The 23,676-nt window shown below is 60.5% G+C and carries 22 protein-coding genes; 14 read left to right on the top strand and 8 right to left on the bottom strand.

Features of this window, described 5'->3' with window-relative positions:
• The first annotated feature begins 177 nt into the window (after nucleotides 1–177).
• From LVY75_27810 to LVY75_27800, 3 genes are read left to right on the top strand one after another with little or no spacing between them, the layout of a single operon-like run.
• Nucleotides 178–642: a MarR family transcriptional regulator gene (locus tag LVY75_27810; GenBank protein XAZ22584.1), complete on the top strand. Its 465-nt coding sequence runs from the start codon at nucleotides 178–180 to the stop codon at nucleotides 640–642.
• Nucleotides 635–1,852: an HlyD family secretion protein gene (locus LVY75_27805; protein ID XAZ22583.1), complete on the top strand. Its 1,218-nt coding sequence runs from the start codon at nucleotides 635–637 to the stop codon at nucleotides 1,850–1,852. Before LVY75_27810 ends, LVY75_27805 begins: the two co-directional genes overlap by 8 nt.
• A 5-nt stretch (nucleotides 1,853–1,857) precedes the next feature.
• Nucleotides 1,858–3,399, top strand: a complete 1,542-nt coding sequence (locus LVY75_27800; GenBank protein ID XAZ22582.1) for a DHA2 family efflux MFS transporter permease subunit — start codon at nucleotides 1,858–1,860, stop codon at nucleotides 3,397–3,399.
• A 16-nt stretch (nucleotides 3,400–3,415) separates the two neighbouring features.
• On the opposite strand, the gene LVY75_27795 is transcribed toward LVY75_27800, so the two are convergent.
• From LVY75_27795 to LVY75_27785, 3 genes are all read right to left on the bottom strand, one after another.
• On the bottom strand, nucleotides 3,416–4,030 hold the full coding sequence (locus LVY75_27795; GenBank protein XAZ22581.1) for a DNA-3-methyladenine glycosylase: 615 nt from the start codon (nucleotides 4,028–4,030) through the stop codon (nucleotides 3,416–3,418).
• 69 nt (nucleotides 4,031–4,099) lie between these two features.
• Nucleotides 4,100–4,414 (bottom strand): hypothetical protein, encoded by a 315-nt coding sequence (locus LVY75_27790; protein ID XAZ22580.1) that lies wholly within the window; start codon nucleotides 4,412–4,414, stop codon nucleotides 4,100–4,102.
• A 19-nt stretch (nucleotides 4,415–4,433) separates the two neighbouring features.
• Nucleotides 4,434–5,348 (bottom strand): LysR family transcriptional regulator, encoded by a 915-nt coding sequence (locus tag LVY75_27785; protein XAZ22579.1) that lies wholly within the window; start codon nucleotides 5,346–5,348, stop codon nucleotides 4,434–4,436.
• Between the two features lie 120 nt (nucleotides 5,349–5,468).
• Between LVY75_27785 and LVY75_27780 the strand changes: the two genes are divergently transcribed.
• Together LVY75_27780 and LVY75_27775 are read left to right on the top strand one after the other, a co-directional pair.
• Nucleotides 5,469–6,209 (top strand): SDR family oxidoreductase, encoded by a 741-nt coding sequence (locus LVY75_27780; protein XAZ22578.1) that lies wholly within the window; start codon nucleotides 5,469–5,471, stop codon nucleotides 6,207–6,209.
• A 120-nt stretch (nucleotides 6,210–6,329) separates the two neighbouring features.
• On the top strand, nucleotides 6,330–7,232 hold the full coding sequence (locus LVY75_27775) for an SDR family oxidoreductase (GenBank protein ID XAZ22577.1): 903 nt from the start codon (nucleotides 6,330–6,332) through the stop codon (nucleotides 7,230–7,232).
• A gap of 239 nt (nucleotides 7,233–7,471) precedes the next feature.
• Here LVY75_27775 and LVY75_27770 read toward each other — a convergent pair whose 3' ends face one another.
• Nucleotides 7,472–8,383: a LysR substrate-binding domain-containing protein gene (locus tag LVY75_27770; protein XAZ22576.1), complete on the bottom strand. Its 912-nt coding sequence runs from the start codon at nucleotides 8,381–8,383 to the stop codon at nucleotides 7,472–7,474.
• Between the two features lie 166 nt (nucleotides 8,384–8,549).
• Between LVY75_27770 and LVY75_27765 the strand changes: the two genes are divergently transcribed.
• The 6 genes from LVY75_27765 (at nucleotide 8,550) to LVY75_27740 (ending at nucleotide 18,703) form a co-directional block, all read left to right on the top strand.
• The gene (locus LVY75_27765) at nucleotides 8,550–9,362 is read left to right on the top strand and encodes an alpha/beta hydrolase (GenBank protein ID XAZ22575.1); all 813 of its coding nucleotides are present in this window, start codon (nucleotides 8,550–8,552) and stop codon (nucleotides 9,360–9,362) included.
• A 45-nt stretch (nucleotides 9,363–9,407) separates the two neighbouring features.
• Nucleotides 9,408–10,598, top strand: coding sequence for an efflux RND transporter periplasmic adaptor subunit (locus tag LVY75_27760; protein ID XAZ22574.1), 1,191 nt, complete (start codon nucleotides 9,408–9,410; stop codon nucleotides 10,596–10,598).
• 121 nt (nucleotides 10,599–10,719) lie between these two features.
• The gene (locus tag LVY75_27755; GenBank protein ID XAZ22573.1) at nucleotides 10,720–13,917 is read left to right on the top strand and encodes an efflux RND transporter permease subunit; all 3,198 of its coding nucleotides are present in this window, start codon (nucleotides 10,720–10,722) and stop codon (nucleotides 13,915–13,917) included.
• Between the two features lie 150 nt (nucleotides 13,918–14,067).
• The gene (locus LVY75_27750) at nucleotides 14,068–14,979 is read left to right on the top strand and encodes an NAD(P)-dependent oxidoreductase (GenBank protein XAZ22572.1); all 912 of its coding nucleotides are present in this window, start codon (nucleotides 14,068–14,070) and stop codon (nucleotides 14,977–14,979) included.
• Nucleotides 14,976–16,760 carry a dihydroxy-acid dehydratase family protein gene (locus tag LVY75_27745; GenBank protein ID XAZ22571.1) on the top strand — a complete coding sequence of 595 codons (1,785 nt, stop codon included), beginning with the start codon at nucleotides 14,976–14,978 and terminating at the stop codon, nucleotides 16,758–16,760. The genes LVY75_27750 and LVY75_27745 overlap by 4 nt, the downstream gene beginning before the upstream one ends.
• Before the next feature lie 296 nt (nucleotides 16,761–17,056).
• Nucleotides 17,057–18,703, top strand: coding sequence for an EAL domain-containing protein (locus LVY75_27740; protein ID XAZ22570.1), 1,647 nt, complete (start codon nucleotides 17,057–17,059; stop codon nucleotides 18,701–18,703).
• A gap of 130 nt (nucleotides 18,704–18,833) precedes the next feature.
• On the opposite strand, the gene LVY75_27735 is transcribed toward LVY75_27740, so the two are convergent.
• Nucleotides 18,834–19,034 carry a KTSC domain-containing protein gene (locus tag LVY75_27735; protein XAZ22569.1) on the bottom strand — a complete coding sequence of 67 codons (201 nt, stop codon included), beginning with the start codon at nucleotides 19,032–19,034 and terminating at the stop codon, nucleotides 18,834–18,836.
• A gap of 268 nt (nucleotides 19,035–19,302) precedes the next feature.
• Here LVY75_27735 and LVY75_27730 point away from each other — a divergent pair, with 268 nt between their 5' ends.
• Nucleotides 19,303–19,836 (top strand): hypothetical protein, encoded by a 534-nt coding sequence (locus tag LVY75_27730; GenBank protein ID XAZ22568.1) that lies wholly within the window; start codon nucleotides 19,303–19,305, stop codon nucleotides 19,834–19,836.
• Here the strand turns inward: LVY75_27730 and LVY75_27725 are convergent, their stop codons facing one another.
• Nucleotides 19,837–20,676 (bottom strand): DUF6030 family protein, encoded by an 840-nt coding sequence (locus LVY75_27725; GenBank protein XAZ22567.1) that lies wholly within the window; start codon nucleotides 20,674–20,676, stop codon nucleotides 19,837–19,839.
• Nucleotides 20,677–20,804: 128 nt separating this feature from the next.
• Complete coding sequence (locus LVY75_27720; protein ID XAZ22566.1) at nucleotides 20,805–21,014, bottom strand: KTSC domain-containing protein; 210 nt, start codon at nucleotides 21,012–21,014, stop codon at nucleotides 20,805–20,807.
• Between the two features lie 262 nt (nucleotides 21,015–21,276).
• Between LVY75_27720 and LVY75_27715 the strand changes: the two genes are divergently transcribed.
• On the top strand, nucleotides 21,277–21,615 hold the full coding sequence (locus tag LVY75_27715; protein XAZ22565.1) for a hypothetical protein: 339 nt from the start codon (nucleotides 21,277–21,279) through the stop codon (nucleotides 21,613–21,615).
• Between the two features lie 268 nt (nucleotides 21,616–21,883).
• Nucleotides 21,884–22,732 (top strand): GNAT family N-acetyltransferase, encoded by an 849-nt coding sequence (locus tag LVY75_27710; protein XAZ22564.1) that lies wholly within the window; start codon nucleotides 21,884–21,886, stop codon nucleotides 22,730–22,732.
• Here the strand turns inward: LVY75_27710 and LVY75_27705 are convergent.
• Complete coding sequence (locus tag LVY75_27705) at nucleotides 22,729–23,646, bottom strand: DMT family transporter (GenBank protein XAZ22563.1); 918 nt, start codon at nucleotides 23,644–23,646, stop codon at nucleotides 22,729–22,731. The two genes, LVY75_27710 and LVY75_27705, sit on opposite strands and share 4 nt — an antisense overlap.
• Nucleotides 23,647–23,676 lie beyond the last annotated feature (30 nt).

Here is a 23,676-nt window from a genome sequence, read left to right as displayed (position 1 = left end):
GAGGCGTTTCGACGCCAGCTTGGGTCGCTCAAAACCAGATCGGAAGGCTCGCCGAACGGTGGGCTGCGGCATTTTGGCCGCAGCTGCGGAATCTTGAGGCTGCATGCTTGTGCATTGCACATGCTCAATATATCTACCATTATCATAAGGATGCTTATTACTAGCCGGCGAAGGTAAATGACCAACAATCCAACACTCGGTTTTCTTCTGCACGACGTCGCCCGCCTGTTGCGCAAGCGGTTCGAGCAGCGCGCAAAGGACCTTGGGCTGACGCGGTCTCAGTGGCAGACGCTGGCCTATCTCGCCAACAATGAGGGCATCCATCAGAGCGGGCTTGCCGAAATCCTCGAAATCGAGCCGATCACGCTGGTCCGCATCCTGGACAAGCTCGCCGAGCGCGGCCTGATCGAGCGCCGCCAGCACCCGACCGACCGGCGCATCTGGCTGCTTTACATGCGCGAGGCTGCCCATCCGATTCTCGCCGAAATGCGTGAGATCGGCGACGTGACTCGCGGCGAAGCGCTGGAAAGCATCGCGCCGGAACAGCGCGAGCAGCTTTTCCATATCCTATCCGTAATGAAGACGAACCTGGTGCAGGCGTGCCGGTCCCCGGTCGCCGAGAATGAGACGAATCATGGCTGATCAATCCTCCTTGCGCGTCGTGTCCGACGCCAATGCCAAAAAACCTGTCGAAGAAATTACCCAACAACCGGAAACGGTAGCTGAGGCGCCTTCATCCAATTCAGCGCCTGCGGCTGTCGCGGTGGCTGCGCCTGGCGGCAATAAGGTCCGCCGCCGGCGCAGCTTCACCCGTCCCGTTCTCTTTGCACTGCTGCCCGTGGCGCTCGCCGTCGGCGGCTACTATTACGTCAATGGCGGTCAGATCATGTCGACCGACAATGCCTATATCCAGGCGGACATGGTGGGCATCACCACCGACGTTTCGGGCATCGTCGACAAGATCAACGTGCATGAGAACGAGCAGGTCAAGGCAGGACAGGTGCTCTTCAGCCTGCAGTCGGATTCCTTCAAGATCGCGCTCGATGGCGCCAAGGCGCAGCTCGGCGCACAGCGCAACCAGATCATGAATATGCAGGCCAGCTACCGGCAGTCGCTGACCGAAATCACCCAGGCCGAAGCCGATCTGCCCTATTATCAGGACCAGTTCGACCGGCAGCAGAACCTCGTCAACAACGGCAGCGCCACGCAGTCGGCCTATGACGAAGCCAAGCACAATCTTGAGGTCGCACAGCAGAAGGTTTCCGTCGCCAAGGCGGAAGCCGCAACGACACTCGCCCAGCTCGGCGGCAATGCCGATCAACCGGTCGAGGAGAACCCGCTTTACCTGCAGGCCAAATCGCAGGTCGACAACGACCAGCGCGAACTCGACCACAGCATCGTCAAGGCACCGTTCGACGGTATCGTGACCAATGTGAACGCATTGCAGGTCGGTTCCTACCTGCAGGCTTCGCAGCAGGCCTTCTCACTGGTTTCGACCACCCATCTGTGGATCTCCGCCAGCCCGAAGGAAACCGAACTCACCTATGTCAAGCCGGGCCAGACGGCCGACATCTATGTCGATACCTATCCGGGCGTCGTTTGGAAGGGCAAGGTCGAGAGCATCAGCCCGGCTTCCGGCTCATCCTTCTCGCTGCTGCCGGCACAGAACACCACCGGCAACTGGGTGAAGGTCGTGCAGCGCATTCCGATGCGCGTCAGCATCGATGAGACCGAAGGCAAGCCGCCGCTTCGCGTCGGCATGAGCACGGTCGTCGATGTCGATACCGGTCATGCACGCGGCCTTCCCGATTTCATCAGCAACCTTCTGGGCCAGGCCAAGAGCCACGAGTAACGGCCATGAGCAATGCTCCTGCATCACCGGCAACCCCCGTTGCCAATCGCGGCGCGATCACGGCCTGCGTCATTCTGGCCGTCATCATGCAGGCGCTGGATACGACGATTGCCAACGTGGCGCTGCCCTATATCCAGGGCAGCGTTTCGGCTTCCGCCGACCAGATCAACTGGGTCTTGACCTCCTACATCGTCGCGGCCGCCATCATGACGCCGCCATCGGGCTTCCTTGCCGCCAAGTTCGGCCGCAAGCGCGTGCTTTTGACGGCGATCGTCGGCTTCGTCGTCGCCTCCATCCTGTGCGGTCTGGCGCAGTCGCTGCCGCAAATCGTTGCCTTCCGGCTGCTGCAGGGCCTGTTCGGCGCCTCGCTCGTTCCCCTTTCCCAAGGCATCCTCCTCGACATCTATTCCGTCGAGGAGCGCGGCTCGGCCATGGCCCTATTCGGCGTCTCGGTCATGGTCGGGCCGGTTCTGGGGCCTGTCATCGGCGGCTGGCTGACCGACAATATCAGCTGGCGCTGGGTCTTCTACATTAACATCCCAATCGGCGCACTTGCCTTTGCCGGCATCGTCATCTTCGTTTCAGAGACGAAGAGGGATGCGCTCGCCAAGCTCGACTGGTTCGGCTTCGGGATGATGAGCCTGTTCATCGCCGCGCTGCAGCTCTTCCTTGATCGCGGCGAGCAGCTTGACTGGTTCTCTTCGGGCGAAATCGTCGTCGAAGCGATCGTCTGCGCTGCGGCCTTCTATCTGCTTCTGGTGCATACGCTGACGGCGGAGAAATCCTTCGTCAATCCGCGGCTGTTCCTCGACCAGAATTTCACCGTCAGCATGATCTTCATCTTCGTGATCGGCATTACCTATCTCGCCTCGCTGGCGCTGATGACGCCCTATCTGCAGACGCTGATGGGGTATCCGGTCATCACGGCGGGCATCGTCATGGGGCCGCGCGGGCTCGGGACCATGCTCTGCATGTTCATCGTCGGCCGGCTGATCGGCAAGGTCGATACGCGCTGGCTGCTTTTGCTCGGCCTCGGTCTGACCGCCTGGGCAATGTACGACATGACCGGCTGGACGCCTGACGTTTCGCAATGGACGATCGTTTCGGTCGGCTTCATCCAGGGTGCCGGCCTCGGCTTCCTGTTCGTGCCGCTGACGACGATCGCCTTTGCGACGCTGCCGGCGCAGATGCGGGGCGACGGGACCGGCCTCTACAACCTGTCGCGTAACATCGGCTCCTCGGTCGGAATCTCGATCGTCTCGGCGCTGATCGTCGAGAATACGCAGAGCAATCACGAGTCGATCGCAGCCTACGTGACGCCGTTCAACCATGCATTCAATGCGACGGCTGCCCAGAGCCTCAGTCCGCTGACGGCAGTCGGCCGTGCCGCCCTCAACGACCTCATCACACTACAGTCGACCATCATCGCCTATATTGATGACTTCAAGCTCTTGATGCTGATGTCGCTGGCCGTCATGCCGCTGGTGCTGCTTTTGAGGAAGCCGAAGGCGCCGCCGGCCATGGACCATAGTGCCGTCATGGAATGACGTTGCAGCCTCCGCGTCAGCGGAACGGTTTGCTCAGGAATCGCGATCCCTGAATGCCGAAGCGCCACGGTGCTTCGGCATTTTTCGTAATGCCGATCCGCTTGCCCGAGACGATCGGAACAGGCGCGGATGGCGAGATCGCATAGGGCGGCTGGTCGAGCATCCGGTCGTTGATGGCGATATCGATGCCGAGCGCCCGGCAGAGTTTTCCCGGACCGCTGCAGAACTGTGTGAGCACATCTGTGCCGCGCCTTTCCGCCATGGCGGCCAGTCCGGTTTCCGGCTCCAAGGCACGGATCAGCGCTGCCGAGCCCGGCGTGCAGACGAAGTTCAGGCACCAGTACATGCCATAGATGCGGTAGATATAGACATTTCCCGGACGGCCATACATGGCGCCGTTGCGCTTGGTCGGTCCCCGGAAACTGTGAGACGCCTCGTCGTCCGGGTAATAGGCTTCGGTTTCGGTGATCCGTCCGCCCGCGTCATTGACCATGAGGTAGCAGCCGAGCAGATCGCGGGCGACCTCGATCGCATCGCGTTCGAAGAACTGGCGCAGGCTCTCCCCGGCAAGCGGGCCGGCGCCGATCGCGCCATTGATCGTCTCGATGCTCATGGAGACTGGCGATACCATCCCCTTCGATGATCCGCCAGCCGGAACGTCCTGGCCCTCACGGCATCGGCAATAGATACCGATGCAGATCTAGTGGCCGGTATTCGGATCGCGCATGGGAATGGAGGAAACGGTGACGGAAACCGGGTCGCTTGCCGGGAAGGAATCCTCCAGGCCTTCGTTCAGCTCTTCCTCCAGCAGGGCTGGATCCTTGCTGCGGGCGCTATCTCCGTGAACGGGCTCTAAAGCCAAGGTCATCAGTGCCCTGGCTTTGGCGATGGCATTGTCGGGGGTAAGATCGGGCGCTTCGCGCAGTGTCACCGCAATCCTGTCTTCCCCTTCGCCGCCGAATTCGACGATGAAGCCTTCGTCGGCCTGATAGACGATGATATCGCTGAGTGCCATATCTCTTTCTCCGAAAATGCTAATATGAGTGAACCGCGTTTTCGGCGGTTTGTCGAGCAAAGACCTTCACCAGCCAGTCGATGAAAACGCGCACGCGCGGCGAAAGCTGGCGGTTTCGCGGGTAGAGCAACGAGACAGGCGTCTGCGTCGGCGGAAAATTGGCGAGCACGTGAACGAGGCTACCAGCGGCCAGATCCTGTTCGGCGTGGTAGCGCGGGATCTGGATCATGCCGAGGCCCATGCGGGCAGCGGAAATATAGCTTTCGGCGGCATTGACGGTGACGGTCGCGGGAATGGTGATGTTGCGCACGCTGCCATCGACGATGAATTCCAGCGGCAGCGGGCCGGCGCTGCCCGTCGCGCGGAAGCCGACCATGCGGTGTGTATCCAGCCTCTCCGGGTGGTCAGGCTTGCCGAAAGCGGCGATATAAGAGGGAGAGGCCAGTGTGATCTCGTCCAGCATGGCGACGCGCCGGGCGACCATGTCGCTATCCTGCGGTACGCCAACGCGCAGCACGCAGTCGATGCCTTCGCGCACCAGGTCCACCAGCCGGTCGCCTTCGCTCATGTAGAATTCGATATCGGGATAGGTCTCCAGAAACGACGGCAGGCTCGGCAATACGAAATGGCGGGCCAGCGTGCCGTGCACGTCGACCCGCAGCAGGCCTTTCGGCTTGGCGCCGGCAAAGGCGCCTTCAGCCTCCTCGATATCGGCAAGGATCGACAGACAACGCTGGTAGTAGGCTTCGCCATCGAGCGTCGGGCTGACATGACGGGTGGTGCGCTGAAGCAGGCGCGCGCCGAGGCGCGCCTCAAGTTGCTTGACCGCGTCCGTCACGGTCGAGCGCGGGAGGCCGGTATCTTCTGCGGCAAGCGTGAAGCTGCGGCGCTCCACGACGCGGGAAAAGACCCGCATGGCATCAAATCTGTCCATCTAATTTGTTCGCGTTTCCCGGATAGTGATGCCGAATAATGGCTGATTATCCGCAAGACATAAAGGGGCATCCTCTCCTCATCGAAAGGGCGCTGAGGCGCCGAAGCAAAGGAGAAGAAAATGTCTGCCAATCAAAACAAGGTCGCTCTCGTAACCGGCGCCTCCCGCGGCATCGGTGCTTCGATTGCTGAACGTCTCGCCAAGGACGGCTTTACCGTCGTCATCAACTACGCCGGCAACGCTGCCCTTGCTGAAGACCTGGCCCAGAAGATCGAGAAGGCCGGCGGCAAGGCGCTGACGGCACAGGGCGATGTGGCCGATGCCGAGGCTGTGCGCCGCATGTTCGACGCGGCAGAGGCAGCCTTCGGCGGTGTCGACGTCCTCGTCAACAATGCCGGCATCATGCTGCTGTCGCGCCTTGCCGATGTCGACGATGCAAGCTTCGACCGCCAGATCAGCGTCAACCTCAAGGGCACGTTCAATACGCTGCGCGAGGCTGCCAAGCGCCTGCGTGACGGTGGCCGGGTCATCAACTTCTCGAGCTCGGTCGTCGGCCTGAAGCCGGAAACCTATAGCGTCTATGCCGCAACGAAGGCTGCCGTCGAGACCATGGGCGCCATCCTCTCCAAGGAGATGCGCGGCCGCCAGATCACCGTCAACACGGTCGCTCCCGGCCCGACGGGCACTGATCTCTTCCTCAATGGCAAGTCCGATGAGCTGATCGATCGCCTTGCAAAGGCAAACCCGCTCGAACGCCTCGGCACGCCTGAGGATATCGCCGTTGTGGTTGCCTTCCTCGCCGGCCCTGACGGCGCCTGGATCAACGGTCAGGTGCTGCGTGCCAATGGCGGCATGGTCTGACGCAGATTTCGTGGCGGCGAGGGCGCCGCCACGCTCCTCCCTCGCATTGTTTCAATCAACCCCATTCGAACAGCCAACCCACTCGAATAGCCAACCCACTCGAGTAGAAGGAACAGGATCATGAGCAAGCAAGTCATCGTCATCACCGGTGCTTCCAGCGGCTTCGGCTCTCTTACCGCCCGTGCGCTCGCCAAGGCCGGCCACACCGTCTATGCCTCGATGCGCGAAACAGAAGGCCGTAACCGGCCGCAGGTCGAGGCCGTCGAAGCCTTCTCGAAAGAGAACAGTGTCGATCTCAAGGCTGTCGAACTGGATGTCGCGTCCGATGCTTCCGTCGAAGCAGGCATTGCCAAGGTGATTTCCGCTGAGGGGCACATCGATACGATCATCCACAATGCGGGCCATATGTCCTTCGGTCCGGCCGAGGCCTTCACGCCTGAGCAATATGCCGAGCTTTTTGACATCAACGTGCTGTCGACCCAGCGTGTGAACCGCGCTGTGCTGCCGCACCTGCGCAACCGGGGCAGGGGTCTCGTCGTCTGGGTTTCCTCCTCGTCCACTCGCGGCGGCACACCTCCATACCTTGCTCCCTATTTCGCCGCCAAAGCCGCCATGGACTCGCTTGCCGTCTCCTATGCCAGTGAACTGACCCGCTGGGGCATCGAAACGGCAATCATCGTTCCCGGTGCCTTCACCAAGGGCACGAACCACTTCGCCCATTCCGGTTCGCCCGCCGATACGGCTCGAGCTGCAGAATATAATGACGGTCCCTATAAGGGCGTGCCGGACCAGGCGCTGAAGGGCCTTGCCTCGCTTGAACCTGCCGACGCGGATGCTGCTTCCGTTGCGACCGCGATCGTCGATGTGGTGAATATGCCCTTCGGCAAGCGCCCGTTCCGCACCCATATCGATCCGTCGGAAGACGGTGCGGAAATTGTCAACGGCGTTGCCGACCGCGTGCGTGCCGAGCTCTTCCGCCGCATCGGCATCGAGGATCTGCTGAAGCCCGTTGTCAACAGATAACCGCCTGTCGCAAAGTTGTGAACGGCCTCTTTGGTGCTGCCTCTTACTATCCGGCTAAGCGCACCTATATCAGATTGGACGGAGGAAGACGGCAAATCGTCGCCGGCCTCCCGACCTCCACTCCAGGGCCTGCCGCGCCTTTCCTGCGGTGCGACAGGCCTTCAGTTTCAGACATCAGATTAAGGCCCGTGACGGTTATCCCTCCCATCACGGGCCGTTTTCTTTTGTGGCGGCGTTTGTCAGCGAGCGTTGAGCTTGGCGTCCGCCAGCAGTTTCACCAGCCAATCAACGAAGACACGGACCTTGTTGCTGAGATGCCGGTTCGGGGGATAGACAACGTAGAGCGGCAGCGACTCGCGCGTCCATTCCGTCAGGGTCTGCACCAGTTCTCCCTTCGCCAGCGGCTCACGGGCCATGAAGATCGGGATCTGGGCGAGACCGAGGCCGGCGAGTGCTGCGGTCATGTAGGTGCGGCTGTCGTTAACGGAGACGATATAGCGCGGATTGACCTCGATGGTCTCATTGCCCTTGCGGAATTCGAAAGGCACCGTGCGATTGTTCTGAGCGCGGAAGTAATTGACCGAATAGTGTTCCGTTTCAAGCTCTTCCGGCCGCTGCGGCAGGCCGAATTTCTCCACATAGAGCGGTGCGGCGCAGGTGATCATTTCGATTTCCGAGACGCGCCTGGCGATCAGCGACTGATCAGCCGGCGTGCCGGCGCGCAACGCGCAGTCAACGTTTTCGGCGAGATAGTCGACGGTGCGGTCGCCGACGCCGAGGTCGATGCGGATATCGGGATAACGCTCGTAGAAATCACAGAGCGCGGGCACCAGGATGGAATCGGCAAAGGCGCCGGCCATCTCGACGCGCAGCCTGCCCGTCGGCAGGCTCTGTGAGTTTGAGAGACTGCCGTCCAGCTCCTCGAGCTCGGAAATGATCTGCGCAGCGCGTTCGTAGTAAAGCGCGCCGTCCGTCGTCACCATCACGCGGCGGGTGGTGCGGTTGAGGAGCTTGGTACGCAGGTGCGCCTCCAGCCCCTGAATGAGATTGGTCACCGTCGCCTTGGGCATGGCGAGCATGTCGGCGGCGCGGGTGAAATTGCCCGTCTCCACCACGCGGATGAAGACGCGCATTGCCGAGAGCTGATCCATCGGTTCAATTCCGCAGTTTGCGTTGCAACATTGTTCAGGATTCGGAATAGTGTTATCGCGATATCGCTTCTTATTCCCCGATTTGAATAACAATATCTTTTTGGTGCAAAATGCAAGAGACAGGCGTTGTCTGTCGAGGTGTGGTAGGCAGCAAGAGATAGTGACGATGGTGCCCGAGATCAAAGACATGGTGTTGGAAAAGGTGGCCGCTGGCCCCGTTTCTGCGCGCGTCTACATGGGTGCCGACTTCGGCAAGGGGCCGCCAATCGTGCTATATCTGCACGGCGGGGCGTTTCTCGACAAGGACCCGAATGCCGATCGCCCGATTGCAAGCAGCCTCGCAAAAGCCGGCGCGATCGTCGTTTCTGCCGATTACAGCACGCTTTCGGGCAATGTTTTTCCGAAGGCGCTCGAAGTTTCCTTCTCGATCTTTTCCTATCTCGCACTCAAGAAAGCCGGTCTCGGCGACCGTAAGTCGCTGCTTTTCGTTGCCGGCGAAGAGGCGGGTGGTAACGTCGCTGCCGGTGTCGCGCTGAAGGCGCGTGACCAGATGCCGGATGCGCTCGACGGCCAGATCCTGCTTTCTCCTCTTCTCGATCCCTTCATGGGAACATCCTCCATTCGCAAGGCGGACAAGATCGGCATGCGCCAGCGCTGGACGGAAGGCTGGAGCCATTACCTGAGCGGCGGCGGCTGCCATCCCTATGCTGCGCCCTGCCTGTGCTCACGGATATCAGGTGTTGCGCCAGCTCTGATTTTTACGGCGGAGGATGATCCGCTGCACGACGAGACTATCGGTTACGCCGCTCGCCTGAAGAAGGCAGGCGTTGCCGTGCGCCAGCATGTTCTCCCCGCCGGGACAGGTTGGCCATCCATTTACGGCGGAAAATCTGAGGGGACTTCCACGTGGCAGGGCAACGTCAGCCGCCACTTTGGAGATTTTCTTCAGGACGTGAGCGTTCAGCCACAATTGCATTGAAAACGAACTGATTTTTACGGCCGTTCGGCCGCAAGGAGAGTACCAATGACGTCCAGAAGTAAACGCTGGGCCCTGGTGGGCGCCGGTCTGGGTGTTGCTGCGTCCATTTCGGCCGCTGCCATCTTTTTCGAACTGCCGATGAGCGCAACCGCCACGGCCGCCTCTGAACCTGCGCAGCCTCCCGCTGTGCCGGTGACGGTTGCTGTCGTCGCCAGCCGCGACGTGACGAACTGGGAGAATTTCTCCGGTCGTCTCGAGGCTATCGACCGCGTGCAGATTCGCCCCCGTGTCGGAGGCGCCATCCAGTCCGTGCATTTCCGTGAAGGTGCCTTGGTCAAGCAGGGCGATCTGCTGTTTGCCATCGACCCGGCTCCCTATCAGGCGGCCGTCTCCCAGGCGCAAGGCCAGGTCGCTTCGGCGGAAGCCAAGGTCAGCCTGGCGCAGACGGAACTCGACCGCGGCCGCCGTCTTTCGGACAACCGGACGATCTCGCAGAGCGATCTCGACCAGCGCCAGAGCACGCTGGCTGAAGCCCAGGCAAGCCTGCGTTCGGCACAGGCAGCCCTTCAATCCGCGCAGCTGGATCTCGACTACACGCAGGTCAAGGCGCCGGTTTCCGGCCGTATCGGCAAGATCGAGGTGACGGTCGGCAACATTGTTGCGGCCGGTTCGGCCTCGCCCGAGCTGACGACGCTCGTCTCGGTCGAACCGATCTATGCGAGCTTCAATGCAAGCGAAGAGATGGTCACCAAGGCTCTTTCGGAGCTTCCGGCAACCGACGCGGCGCTGCCTGCCGTCGAGCAGATCCCGGTCGAAATCGGTACGCTTGCCGATGAAGGAACGCCGATCAAGGGCAAGCTGCAGCTCGTCGATAATGAGGTGGATGCGGCCAGCGGCACGATTGCAGTGCGAGCTGTCTTCGACAATCCGGGCGGCAAGCTGATCCCCGGCCAGTTTGTGCGGGTGCGCATGGGCCAGCCGAAGGCCGAAAACAAGATCGTCATCAGTGATCGTGCCATCGGCACCGACCAGGACAAGAAGTTCGTCTTCGTCGTCGACGACCAGAACAAGGTCAACTACCGGCAGATTCAGCTCGGCTCGCTGTTCGATGGTCAGCGCGTGATCGAAGGCGGCTTGAATGTCGGCGACAAGATTGTCGTCAACGGACTGCAGCGCATCCGTCCGGGCGCCGTCGTAGCGCCCCAGATGGAAGAGAAGGTCGCGACCGCTCAGTAAGATCTGAGCCTCCTTCCCTCGGGGAGGCGGCCGTTTCCCTAGATAACATGACCTGCCGGTGTGCCTTCAAGCCACCGGCGAGGGACTTTGCATCCATGTTCACCCCGGAGAGGGCGTTAAAATGAACATATCCAGATTCTTTATCGACCGTCCGGTCTTTGCCGGTGTTCTTTCGGTCCTCATCGTGGTCGCCGGCCTTATCGGCCTTCGGGCGCTGCCGATCTCCGAATATCCCGAGGTCGTGCCGCCGTCGATCGTCGTGCACGCCACCTATCCCGGCGCAAACCCGTCCGTTATTGCCGAAACGGTGGCCACACCGCTCGAAGAACAGATCAATGGCGTCGAGGGCATGCTCTACATGTCCAGCCAGGCAACGTCTGACGGCGCCTTGAACGTCACGGTCACCTTCAAGCTCGGCACTGATGCGGACAAGGCACAGCAGCTCGTGCAGAACCGCGTATCGCAGGCCGAACCGCGCCTGCCTGCGGAAGTTCGTGCGCTCGGCATCACCACGGTCAAGAGCTCGCCTGACTTCATCATGGTCGTCAACCTCGTCTCCGATGGAGACAGCCATGACATCACCTATCTGCGCAATTACGCGACACTGAACGTCAAGGACCGTCTGGCCCGCATCGCCGGTGTCGGCCAGGTGCAGGTTTTCGGCGCCGGCGACTATTCGATGCGTGTGTGGATCGATCCGCAGAAGGCTGCCGAGCACAATCTTGCCGCAAGCGACATCAGCAATGCGATCAGCTCGCAGAACGTCCAGGCCGCTGCTGGCATCATCGGCGCTTCGCCGAGCCAGAAGGGCGTCGACCTGCAGCTCAACGTGAATGCACAGGGTCGCCTGCGCACGCCTGAGGAATTCGGCAATATCATCGTCAAGACAGGCGCCAATGGCGAGATCACCCGTCTGCGCGATGTTGCCCGCATCGAACTTGGTGCTGCCGACTATACGCTGCGCTCGCTGCTCGACGGCAAACCTGCTGTGGCTGTTGCCGTTCTCCAGGCACCGGGTTCGAATGCGATCGAGATCGCCGATAATGTTCGCGCCACCATGGACGAACTGCAGCTCGCCATGCCGACAGGCGTGAAGTACGAGATCGTCTACGATACGACGAAGTTCGTGCGCGCCTCGATCGAGAAGGTTATCGACACGCTGCTCGAAGCCATCGCGCTCGTCGTTCTCGTCGTCATCCTCTTCCTGCAGACATGGCGTGCCTCGATCATTCCGCTGATTGCCGTTCCGGTATCGATCATCGGTACATTCGCGGTCATGTACATGTTCGGCTTCTCGATCAACGCGCTCAGCCTCTTCGGCCTGGTGCTGGCGATCGGTATCGTCGTCGACGACGCGATCGTCGTCGTCGAAAACGTCGAGCGCAACATCGAGGCCGGGCTCAGTCCGCGTCAGGCGACCTACAAGGCCATGAAGGAAGTATCCGGTCCGATCATCGCGATCGCTCTGGTGCTTGTCGCGGTCTTCGTGCCGCTCGCCTTCATCTCCGGTCTGTCGGGTCAGTTCTACCGCCAGTTCGCGCTGACGATTGCGATCTCGACCGTTATTTCTGCCTTCAATTCGCTGACGCTGTCTCCGGCTCTGGCTGCTCTTCTCCTGAAGGGTCACCATGCGCCGAAGGACTGGCTGACGCGTTTCATGGACGCGATCTTCGGCTGGTTCTTCCGTGGCTTCAACCGCGCCTTCGGTGCCGGCTCGAATGCCTACGGCAAGGGTGTCGGCGGCCTCGTCTCGCGCAAGAGCATCGTCATGGTGATCTATCTTGCGCTGGTCGGTGCGACCTACAGCATCTTCAATACGGTTCCCGGCGGCTTCGTGCCGTCGCAGGACAAGCAGTATCTGATCGGCTTTGCCCAGTTGCCGGATGCTGCAAGTCTCGACCGTACGGAAGACGTCATCAAGCGCATGACGGACATCGCCTTGAAGCAGCCGGGCGTTGCCAACGCCATCGCCTTCCCGGGACTGTCGATCAACGGTTTCACCAACTCTTCGAATGCCGGCATCGTATTCGTGACGCTGAAGGATTTTGATGAGCGCAAGACGCCTGACCTCTCGGGCGGGGCGATCGCCATGGCTCTGAACCAGAAGTTCGGCGCCATCCAGGATGCCTTCATCGCCATGTTCCCGCCGCCGCCGGTCAACGGCCTCGGCACGACGGGCGGTTTCAAGCTGCAGATCGAGGATCGCGCGGGTCTGGGCAACCAGGCGCTCGACGAAGCAACCAAGGCCGTTCTTGCCAAGGCCTATCAGACGCCTGAACTTGCCGGCCTGTTCTCCAGCTTCCAGATCAACGTGCCGCAGCTCTATGCTGACCTCGACCGTGCCAAGGCCGAACAGCTCGGAGTCTCCGTCACCGATGTTTTCCAGACGCTGCAGATCTATCTCGGCTCGCTCTATGTGAACGACTTCAATGCCTTCGGCCGCACCTACAGCGTCCGTGTGCAGGCCGATGCCAAGTTCCGCGCCCAGCCGGAAGATATCGGCCAGTTGAAGGTTCGCTCGGCATCGGGCCAGATGATCCCCCTTGCAGCCCTGCTGAAGGTGGATGCAAGTACCGGTCCTGAGCGTGCGAACCGTTACAACGGCTTCCTCGCTGCCGATATCAACGGCGGTCCGGCTCCGGGCTTCTCCTCCGGCCAGGCCCAGGCGGCAATCGAGAAGATCCTGCACGAGACCCTGCCTGCGGGTATCGACTTCGAGTGGACGGACCTGACCTACCAGCAAATCCTTGCCGGTAACTCCAGCGTCGTCGTCTTCCCGTTGGCGTTGCTGCTCGTCTTCCTTGTGCTGGCTGCCCAGTATGAAAGCCTGACGCTGCCGCTTGCGATCATCATGATCGTGCCGATGGGTGTTCTCGCCGCCTTGACCGGCGTCTGGCTCACCGGTGGAGACAACAACATCTTCACGCAGATCGGCCTCGTCGTCCTTGTCGGTCTATCGGCCAAGAACGCGATCCTGATCGTGGAATTTGCCCGCGAACTGGAGTTTGAAGGCAGGACGCCGCGTGAAGCCGCAATCGAGGCCAGCCGCTTGCGCCTACGCCCGATCCTGATGACCTCCATGGCCTTCATCATGGGTGTCGTGCCGCTCGTCACCTCGACGGGCGCCGGTGCCGAGATGCGCGCGGCCATGGGTGTCGCGGTCTTCTCGGGCATGATCGGCGTGACCTTCTTCGGCATCTTCATGACGCCGGTATTCTACGTGCTCCTGCGCCGGATGACGGGCAACCGTCCTCTCGTCCAGCACAACGACAATCATCCGCAGGATGAGGAAGACCACATCCGGGTCGCTGCGGAATAATCTCTCCTTTGTCGGGTAAATCGGGCGGGGACCTTGGTCCTCGCCCGTTTCGTTTTGAGGGATGCGACAAAAATGCGTTACGTTCATCAAAACGGTTGCATGCTGAGGTGAGGGGGGTATCAAGGGCAGGCAACAGTTCGGGAAGGCTGGGTGACACACGCATCGGAAGACAGTGGAAAGCGGAAGATCGCTTTCCTCGGTACGGGGCTTATGGGTGCGCCGATGGTACGGCGGCTGCTTGGCGCCGGTTTTTCCGTCACCGTCTGGAACCGTGATCGTACCAAGGCCGAGGCGCTCTCCGGCGACGGCGCCGTGATCGCGTCCACCCCCTCGCAGGCTGCTGCTACAGCCAACATCGTCATCTGCATGTTGACCAACGCCCAGGCTGTCGGACAGGTGTTGTTCGACATGGGCGCCGTCGATGTTATGCGACCGGGCGCCGTTATCATCGACATGAGTTCCATCGCCCCGTCATTTGCACGCGAGCATGCCGGGAAGCTGGCCGAACGCGGGATCGGCCATATCGACGCCCCGGTCTCCGGCGGCGTGGTCGGCGCTTCGGCCGGAACACTTGCCATCATGGCGGGAGGGGATGCGTCCGTCATCGCCGAACTCACCGATATCTTCGCGCCGATGGGACGCGTCACCCATGTCGGGCCAGCTGGCGCCGGGCAGCTTGCCAAGCTCGCCAATCAGCAGATCGTGGCCGTGACCATCGGTGCCGTTGCCGAGGCGATGATGCTGATCGAGGCGGGCGGAGGTTCGCCGGCGGCTTTCCGGGACGCCGTGCGCGGAGGCTTTGCAGACAGCCGCATTCTGGACATCCACGGCAAACGTATGATTGACCGGCAGTTCGCACCAGGAGGCTCTTCCGCCAACCAGTTGAAGGACCTCGATGCCGTCATGGCGAGGGCAAAAGCGTTGTCTCTGACATTGCCGTTGACGGAAGCGGTTCACGCCGAGTTCACCGAATTTGTTGCCAAAGGCAACGGCGAGATGGATCACAGCGCCTTGCTGCTCCATCTCGAAGACAGGAATGCCTCACGGGGAGGAAAGAAATGACAGACAGAAAGACCGAAAAGCGCCGCCTGCGTTCACAGGACTGGTTCGATAATCCCGATCATATCGACATGACGGCGCTCTATCTGGAGCGCTTCATGAATTACGGGGTGACGCCGGAAGAGCTGCGGTCCGGCAAGCCGATCATCGGCATTGCCCAGAGCGGCAGCGATCTGACACCGTGCAATCGCGTCCATATCGAGCTGGCAAAGCGCGTGCGCGATGGCATCCGCGATGCAGGCGGCATTCCGATCGAGTTTCCGACACACCCGATCTTCGAGAACTGCAAGCGGCCGACGGCAGCACTTGATCGCAATCTCGCCTATCTCGGCCTTGTCGAAATTCTTTACGGCTATCCGCTCGACGGCGTCGTGCTGACGACAGGCTGTGACAAGACCACGCCTTCTGCGATCATGGCGGCTTCAACGGTCGATATTCCGGCGATCGTTCTGTCGGGCGGACCGATGCTCGACGGCTGGCACGAAGGAAAACTCGCAGGCTCGGGCATGGCCATCTGGCAGTCGCGCCGCAAGCTCGCAGCAGGCGAGATCGACGAAGAGGAATTCCTGCAGACGGCGCTCGATTCGGCCCCCTCCGTCGGGCATTGCAACACGATGGGCACGGCCTCGACCATGAATGCGCTGGCCGAGGCGCTTGGCCTGTCGCTGACAGGCTGCGGCAATATTCCGGCTGCCTATCGCGAGCGCGGCCAGATGGCTTATCGCACTGGCCGCCGTGCCGTCGAGATCGTGTTCGAAGACCTGAAGCCGTCGGATATCCTGACACGCGAAGCCTTCCTCAACGCCATCAAGACCAATTCGGCAATCGGCGGCTCGACGAACGCCCAGCCGCATCTTGCCGCCATGGCAAAGCATGCAGGTGTGGAGCTGTATCCCGAGGATTGGCAGGTGCATGGGTTCGACATTCCGCTATTGGCGAATGTGCAGCCTGCGGGCGCCTATCTCGGCGAGAAATTCCACCGTGCCGGCGGCACGCCTGCCGTCATGTGGGAATTGCTGCAGGCCGGCAAGCTCGACGGCGACTGTCGCACGGTCACCGGCAAGACCATGGCGGAGAACCTTAAGGGCCGTGAATCGCGCGATCGCGACGTCATCAAGTCCTACGACGAGCCTCTGAAGGAGCGTGCGGGTTTCCTCGTACTCAAGGGCAATCTCTTCGATTTCGCCATCATGAAGATGAGCGTGGTGTCAGAGGATTTCCGCAAGCGTTACCTGCAGGAGCCCGGCCGCGAAGGCGTGTTCGAAGGCAAGGCGGTCGTCTTCGACGGTTCTGAGGACTATCACAAGCGCATCAACGATCCGGAACTCGGCATCGACGAGAACACGATCCTCGCCATCCGCGGCGCCGGTCCGCTCGGCTGGCCGGGTTCTGCCGAGGTGGTCAATATGCAGCCGCCGGATCATATCCTCAAACGCGGCATCAAGAGCTTGCCGACGATCGGCGACGGGCGCCAGTCCGGCACTTCGGACAGCCCTTCGATCCTCAATGCCTCGCCGGAGAGTGCGGCGGGTGGCGGGCTTGCATGGCTGAGGACCGGCGACATCATTCGCATCGATTTCAATCAGGGGCGTTGCGATATGCTGGTCGACGAGGCTGAAATCGAGCGGCGCAAGGGCGATGGAATTCCGCCGGTGCCGGCTGATGCCACGCCATGGCAGCGCATTTACCGCAATACGGTGACGCAACTTTCTGATGGTGCGGTCATCGAAGGCGCGGCTGACTTCCGGCAGATTGCCAAGAATCCACCGCGGCACAATCACTGATTGAGCGGGGGTTCCGGGCAAAACAATATTGGTCGAAAAGAAGGCAGTCGTAACGAACAGTTCACCTAGTAACTAGTTCGGTACTTACGAAAAGGCTTCATTAATGGGGGCTTGGGACTATATTATAAGTTTTTGCAGGCTTCGAAGGCTGAAACCAATTGCCCGAGAATAAACCAACGCGATCAGAGCGAGAGTTCCAGGATCTTCTTCGGCGACTGGAGCTGGCGCTTGATGCTTCGCAAATTGGTGTGTGGGAACACAGCATCAACGAGGATGCTATTCTCTGGGATGCACAGATGCATCGTCTCTACGGCACCGGTCAGACAGTCCGAGAAGTGCCGACCCTTATCTGGGCGAACGCCATACATCCTGACGACAGGGAACGGGCCGAGCGGGATTTCGAAAAAGCGATTGCTACTCGCGGTGCCTACAATTCTCAGTTTCGTATCATTCTGCCGAGTGGCGAGATCAGGCACATCAGATCGCGTGCACATTTCTACGTCGATGAGGAAGGCATGCCATCCTTCATCGGTGCCGAATGGGACGTAACGGCCGACGTTCTGCTCAATGCCGAACTCGGCAAGCAGAAGATGGTGGCCGAAGCGCGAGCGCTGGCGCTCGAGGAAAGCAATGCCCGCATCGAGCACGTCGCCGATCATGACTACCTGACGGGAATGCCGAACCGACGGCTGCTGGACAAGCGACTTGCCGAATTGCCCGGTGACAAGAGCATATCCACGCTCGCCGTCCTGCATCTCGATCTCGACCAGTTCAAACAGATCAATGACAGCCACGGCCACACGGCGGGTGACGCAGTGTTGCGATCGGCATCACTCAGAATTGCTGCCGCCATTCCCGCCAATGGTATGGCCGCACGTGTCGGTGGAGACGAATTCGTTATTGTCCTGATGAATTTCGCCGGGCTAGAGGAGCTCACGGCGATAGTCGAGGATGTGCAGCGGCGGTTGCGGAAGAAAATTCGCTTCGGGAAGGAAATGCTGCAGTCCGGTGCATCGATCGGCGTGTCGTGGAGCAGCGACAGGCGGGCGCGCAACTTGCTCGCCGAGTCCGATCTGGCGCTCTACCAGGCAAAAAAGCTCGGCCGCAATCGCATCGAATTCTTCAGCCGGCAGCTTCAGGACGACCTGCGCGGCAAGCGCCGCCTTGCTGAGGGTCTTGCCCAAGCCCTGGAAAAGGGAGAGGTCATTCCTTACTACCAGGTTCAGCTCGATGCGCGCACCCGCGAGATCACCGGGCTGGAAGCGCTGGCACGCTGGGATCATCCGGAAAAGGGGGTGCTTGCGCCGGGCGTCTTCCTGCGCATTGCGGACGAGTACGGGCTTTCGGCCGACATCGATGCCGCGGTCCTGCAGCGTGCGCTTGAAGATCGCGCCACCTGGCAAGCCATGGGCTACCATGTGCCGCGCATCGCGGTGAACATCTCACCCGGACGTCTTGCCGATCCTGCCCTGCTGGAGAAGCTGCGCCGGCTGGCCATTCCGCCCGGCGCCATTGTCTTCGAACTGGTGGAGACGATCTTCCTTGACGATTGCGATGAGAAATTCCTCGCCAATATCGATCTCATCAAGGAGATGGGCATCGACATCGAGATCGATGACTTCGGCTCCGGCCATGCCTCGCTCATCGGTCTCGTGCGGCTGAAGCCGAAGCGGCTGAAGATCGACCGCCAGCTCGTGACCGATGTGGTGGAATCGGCCGAGCAGAGGCGGGTGATCGGATCGATCGTCGAGATCGCCAAGGCTCTCGATGTGGAAGTGATTGCCGAAGGCGTGGAGACCGAGGCCCATGCCGTAACGCTGTCATGGCTCGGCTGCGACAGTTTGCAGGGTTTTGCGCTCGGCTACCCTGCCAGCGCCGCCGATACGGGGCGCCTTCTTGCGTCAACCGGCCATGACGGCAAATCGCGAAGCGTGGCCCGCTGAAATCGGGCTCTGAAACCCAGTCGATGAATGCAAGATAAGCCGGTTTCGGTTCGAACGGTCCGGTTGGCGGGCTCTTCAGTTTGCTTCCGGGGACGCCGACACGGCACGCCTTGGGTGCGTGCCGTATTTTTCAGGTGGTGCGGAAGCGGCCCCGGATCTGGCTCATGTAGAAGTCGCCAGGAGAAGCTGCTGCTGTCAGTCCGACGACGATGCCTTCGGGGACATCTTCGTAATGGCGGCGTTGGCCGTTGGTCAGGTAGAGCGTGAGGTGTCGAGTCTCGCGCTTGTAATCGATTGCCTCAATGAGTTTGGACTGCAGTCTAGTTTCCATGCGGTACTCCCCGATGTATTTCGCGCGAGAGAGGTGGCTGCTGGATCCGACGAGCGGTTCAAGACAGCGTCAAAGCTAATCTCTGGTCGATTCAAGTCAAGGATCGAAAGAGCTGAGCCGCACCTATTTTGAGTTAAATGCGTCTGAAGTTTGACGCGCCAAATTAGGGCGCGATCGCTATGAAAATGAAGCACGCCCCACAACGGAACAATCATCCGCCAACGCGCGTTCAAAAACGTTCTATCCAGCTTCAACCATGGTGACTTCGTTGCGGGTGATTGCAGAGCTGCTCATTCTTTTCGGCCGTGTCTGCAGTGTGCTCGCGGCCGTTGTCGGCGCAATGGCTTTCTCCTCCCATCTGGTTGCTTCTCCTGTCGATGCGACGCCGCGGATGGATGCGGAAAGTGGAGCAATCTGGACTTCCGTGCCGGTTCATATCGACCCGAGCCATCAGCCCTATGAACGCGAGCCCGATCGCTATCCATTCAAGTTTTCTGCCGGTCAGTCGCTGAAGGTCATCGACAATGCAACCTTCTCCTTGAAGGGCGATACTTTCGTCATTGCCGGCGTCACGCGGGTCGCTTCGCGGGCGCTTTGTGCAGATCTGCAGGGTCGACGCCTTGCCTGCGGCCAGAACGCGGCAGGCCTGCTGCGGACTGCCTTGCGCCGCAGCTTCATCGAATGCAGCCGCAAGGCGCTGGCGCCGAAACTGTTCATGGTGAGTTGCCGACGGGACGGCCAGGATCTCGCCGGTCTGCTCAATGACACGCCCCGGTCGCACCTCGTTGCCAGCGTAAGGTGATTACGCGCGTCGCCAGAAAATGAGTTCCGGCACCTGCCAGGAAGGATCGGGCGCGGGCAGCCAGGTCTTGGGGGAGAAGTAATCCTTCGTGCGGCGCTGTTGGGGGGAGGTCTCCTGAAGCAGGAGCGTGAAGTTGAAGGCGCCCGGCCGCGAAAATTCCTGGGTGAAGTTGATGAGCGCGCCGAAGCCTTCCTCCTTCACATCCTTGAGATTGCGGATTGCCGCGAGCGTATCATGAAAATCGAGCCAGGCCGGCTGCGTCAGCATGGTTTCGAAGATGCGCATGGTTCCGGCATCGAGCTGTCCGTCGCTGTTGGTCGCCGGGCCAACCAGTTTCACGCGCATGCTCGATATCGCGCCATTGCCGTTGCCCCGAACGACAAGAAAAAGCGAGCTGACGATGTGATCCTTATCTTTCTTGAAAATCTGTTCGTGGGAGCATTCGAACGTGTCGGAATTGAAGGCTGTTTCCTTCCATTCGCTGGTTTCGATACCGGCCGAACGCAGCGCTTCGCACATGGCCGGGCCGGAAATCCGCCAGGTGCGCAGGAAAACACTCGCAAGTGCCGGCTGCGGCAGATCGAACATGCGCGGTGCGATCTTGATGCTGACGGGTTCCGCACGGCGGAAGACCTTGGGTGGCGGGGGAGGCGGAGGTGGCGCGGGCGGGAAAAGCTCTATGCCGAAATAGTGGGCCAGCGATTTAAGGTGCCGCATGTCGTTCGACAGCAGCACCGTTGCGCCAACAATGGAAAGGGACAGAACAATCAGCAGCCACATGACGGCGCGGCCCTTTTTCGGCTGCGGCGCCAGTTTCATGTTCTGATCGGACGATGGCATCGTCAGTTCGCGAGACCTCGGACAATGGAAGTCATCATTTATAAGGCTCGCGCTGATGTGGCAATCGATCTCGACCGGAGCGTGACACAATCGATTTAAGGCCGCTCCGGTGAAGCGATCGAAGCCTGTCAGGCTGCGATACGGCGATACCGCGTTCTGATCCGGTCAATATAATACTGGCCCGGCGAAGGCGCCTTCACCATGGTGCTCACATCGGCGGCCGGCACGCCTTCGAAGAGACGCTCTTCGCCGTTGCGAAAGCAGATGCGCAGTCGCCCGTCTTCCTGGCTGAAATAGACGTTCTGGATAATCCTGGATTTGACTGGAACTTCGTGCATCGTTTTTGCCCCTGTTTCGTTTTGAGGCACCTTAAAAGTAAGGATGCGAAGATACCGTCAAGGCGTATGGTAAAGATTGTTTCCTGCCCGAACAGGCGCAGTCTAAAAAGTCGCGTTTCAATAAAATTGTACGGATCTGCTTAAAAAGCCTGCAAATACTGGCATGTAGAGTGACCCTCATGAAAGCGGCCGGGCATGGACAGATGCGACCGGCGCTGCGGCCAGGCAGAAATTGCCGGCCGGCTGTAAACGGGGACTTGAGATGAGCAGACTTCTTCTTGCCGCAACGCTCGCAATCACGATATCGGCTGCAGGCCAGCCGGCTTTCGCCTTTGGCCCGGGCGGTTTCGGCCGTGATCTGATGTACACTTCAGCCATCGGCCACCTGCCGGAGGAGCCGTTGACGACGAGTGCCGGTTTCGTCCGCCCGAACATGCCTTTTGCCCTCAGCGCGCCGGCACAGGTCGAAGGCGAGGGCTATCAGCTCAAGGCCTATTCGCAGCAGCTGACCATCGTCGTCGGCTTCGTTTTCGACAGCGTTCTCAGCCACGCTGCCCAGACCATCGGCACTGCCGAAGCGCTGGGTCCGTTTCTGCGCTAAGGCCTGAAAACCGGATCCTGGCGTCATTTGGTCTGCACCCGCCGGAAGGATCCTGCGGGTGTAGTAATTTTCTTGAGATTGCAATTACATTGTTTCATGGTAAGGCGAGATCGAAGTTCTTTTGCATTGCATTTCAAAACGACGACACGCATCGTTCAAGCCGTGAACGTGAGTTCATCATGACCGGTCTGAGCGCAGGGACAATCGACTTGACGGTTGCTTGGCGCATGACTGAATGGACTTGCGGGTTTCAATCTGGGAAGGTTGCATGAATTCGGAATTTGCCGTTCGTTCCATGCGGCCCGGCGAACTGGAGCTTGCGCTGGAATGGGCACGTCAGGAGGGCTGGAATCCCGGCCTCGACGATGCGATCGCATTCCACGAGGCTGATCCCTCCGGATTTTTCGTGGGCGCCATCGGTGAGGTGCCGGTCGGCTCCATCTCGGTCGTCAAATATGGCGACAATTTCGCCTTCCTCGGTCTCTACATCGTGCATCCCGATTTCCGCGGCCGGGGCTTCGGCAAGGCGATCTGGAACGCCGGCATCGCTTCGGCCGAAGACCGTACGATTGGCCTCGATGGCGTTGCGGCCCAGCAGGCAGCCTATCGCAAGGCCGGTTTCGAGGTCGCCTACAACACGATTCGTTATGGCGGCGTCCCGACATCGGTGCCGGATTCGTCACTCGTCGCGCAGCCGGTACCGGATGCACGGCTCGAAGGCCTGCTACGCTACGACAGCGGCATTTTCCCGCAGCCCCGTGCGGCTTTCCTTGCCGCCTGGTGCCCGGCGCGAAAGGGACGCGGCTCGGTCGTCGTGCGCAAGAGCGGCAAGATCCGCGGTTACGGCACGATCCGCCGCTGTTACGAGGGCTACAAGATCGGTCCGCTTTTTGCCAATGATACGGATAGCGCCGCCGCCCTTCTGGCAGGCCTCATTCCCCAGGCACATGGTGCGTCGATCTATATCGATATACCCGCCGTCAATTCCGAGGCGATTGCGCTTGCCGAAAGCGTAGGGCTCGAACCCGTCATGGAAACCGCGCGCATGTATCGCGGCCCGGCGCCGGGAATCCAGCTGAAGAATGTCTATGGTGTGACGACGCTGGAGCTCGGTTAGTCGACCGGCGAAGCCGGTACGGTGGGCGCGGCCGTTTTCGGGCGGCCCTTTTCGGCGATGGCGATGCCGCCGAGTGTCAGTACCAGCGCAATCATGTGGAAAAGCTGCAGCGTTTCGCCGAGCAGGGCGACAGAGAGCAGCGTGCCGAAAACCGGGACCAGATTGATGAACAGGCCGGCGCGATTGGCGCCTATTTCCTCGACACCCCTGATATAAAGTATCTGCGCGAGCAGCGAGGCGAAGATTGCCGTGTAGACGGCGATCGCCCAGCCCTCACCGTCAGGCCACTGGACGGTGCCGCGCGAAGTCTCCCACAAAAGGAGAGGCAATGCGGTCAGCGCTGCGCCGAGAGCCGGGACCGCCATCAGTGTGCGCCAGTCAACGACAGGCTTCCATCTCAGGAAAATCGTATAGACGGCATAGGCGGCGACGGCGATCAGCATCAAGCCATCGCCGCGGTTCAGACTAAGCTGCAGCAGAGTTTCAAGATTGCCATGTGCTGCCGTCAGCGCCACGCCGATAAGCGTCATGCCGAAGCCAACAACCTGTGCCAGCGAAACGCCGGTGCGGAAAAAGACGAAATTCAGCAGGAAGATCAGCATGGGAATGCCGGCCTGCTCGATCGCGACATTGATTGCCGTCGTGTACTGCACGGCCGAATAGAGCATGGCATTGAAGGTCGTGTAGCCGATCACGCCGTAGAAGAAGAGGAGAGGCAGGTTCTTGCGCACCACCGGCCAGTCCTTCCGCAACTGCGGCAATGAAATGGCGGCGATCAGCACGACAGCCAGGAACCAGCGCAGGAAGGTCAGCATCATCGGGCTGACGTGGCCGAGCGCCAGCTTGCCCGCGACCGCATTGCCGCCCCAGCAGAGAGTTGCAATGACGAGGCAGATATAGGCTGTTGCTTGCAAGGGTGCTCTTTCCGTCTTTGTCGTCGCTGG

The organism is Sinorhizobium sp. B11, from assembly GCA_039725955.1.
Taxonomy (GTDB): domain Bacteria; phylum Pseudomonadota; class Alphaproteobacteria; order Rhizobiales; family Rhizobiaceae; genus Rhizobium.
Note: the sequence above shows the minus strand (reverse complement) of the source record. Positions and strands in the feature narration are given on the sequence as shown.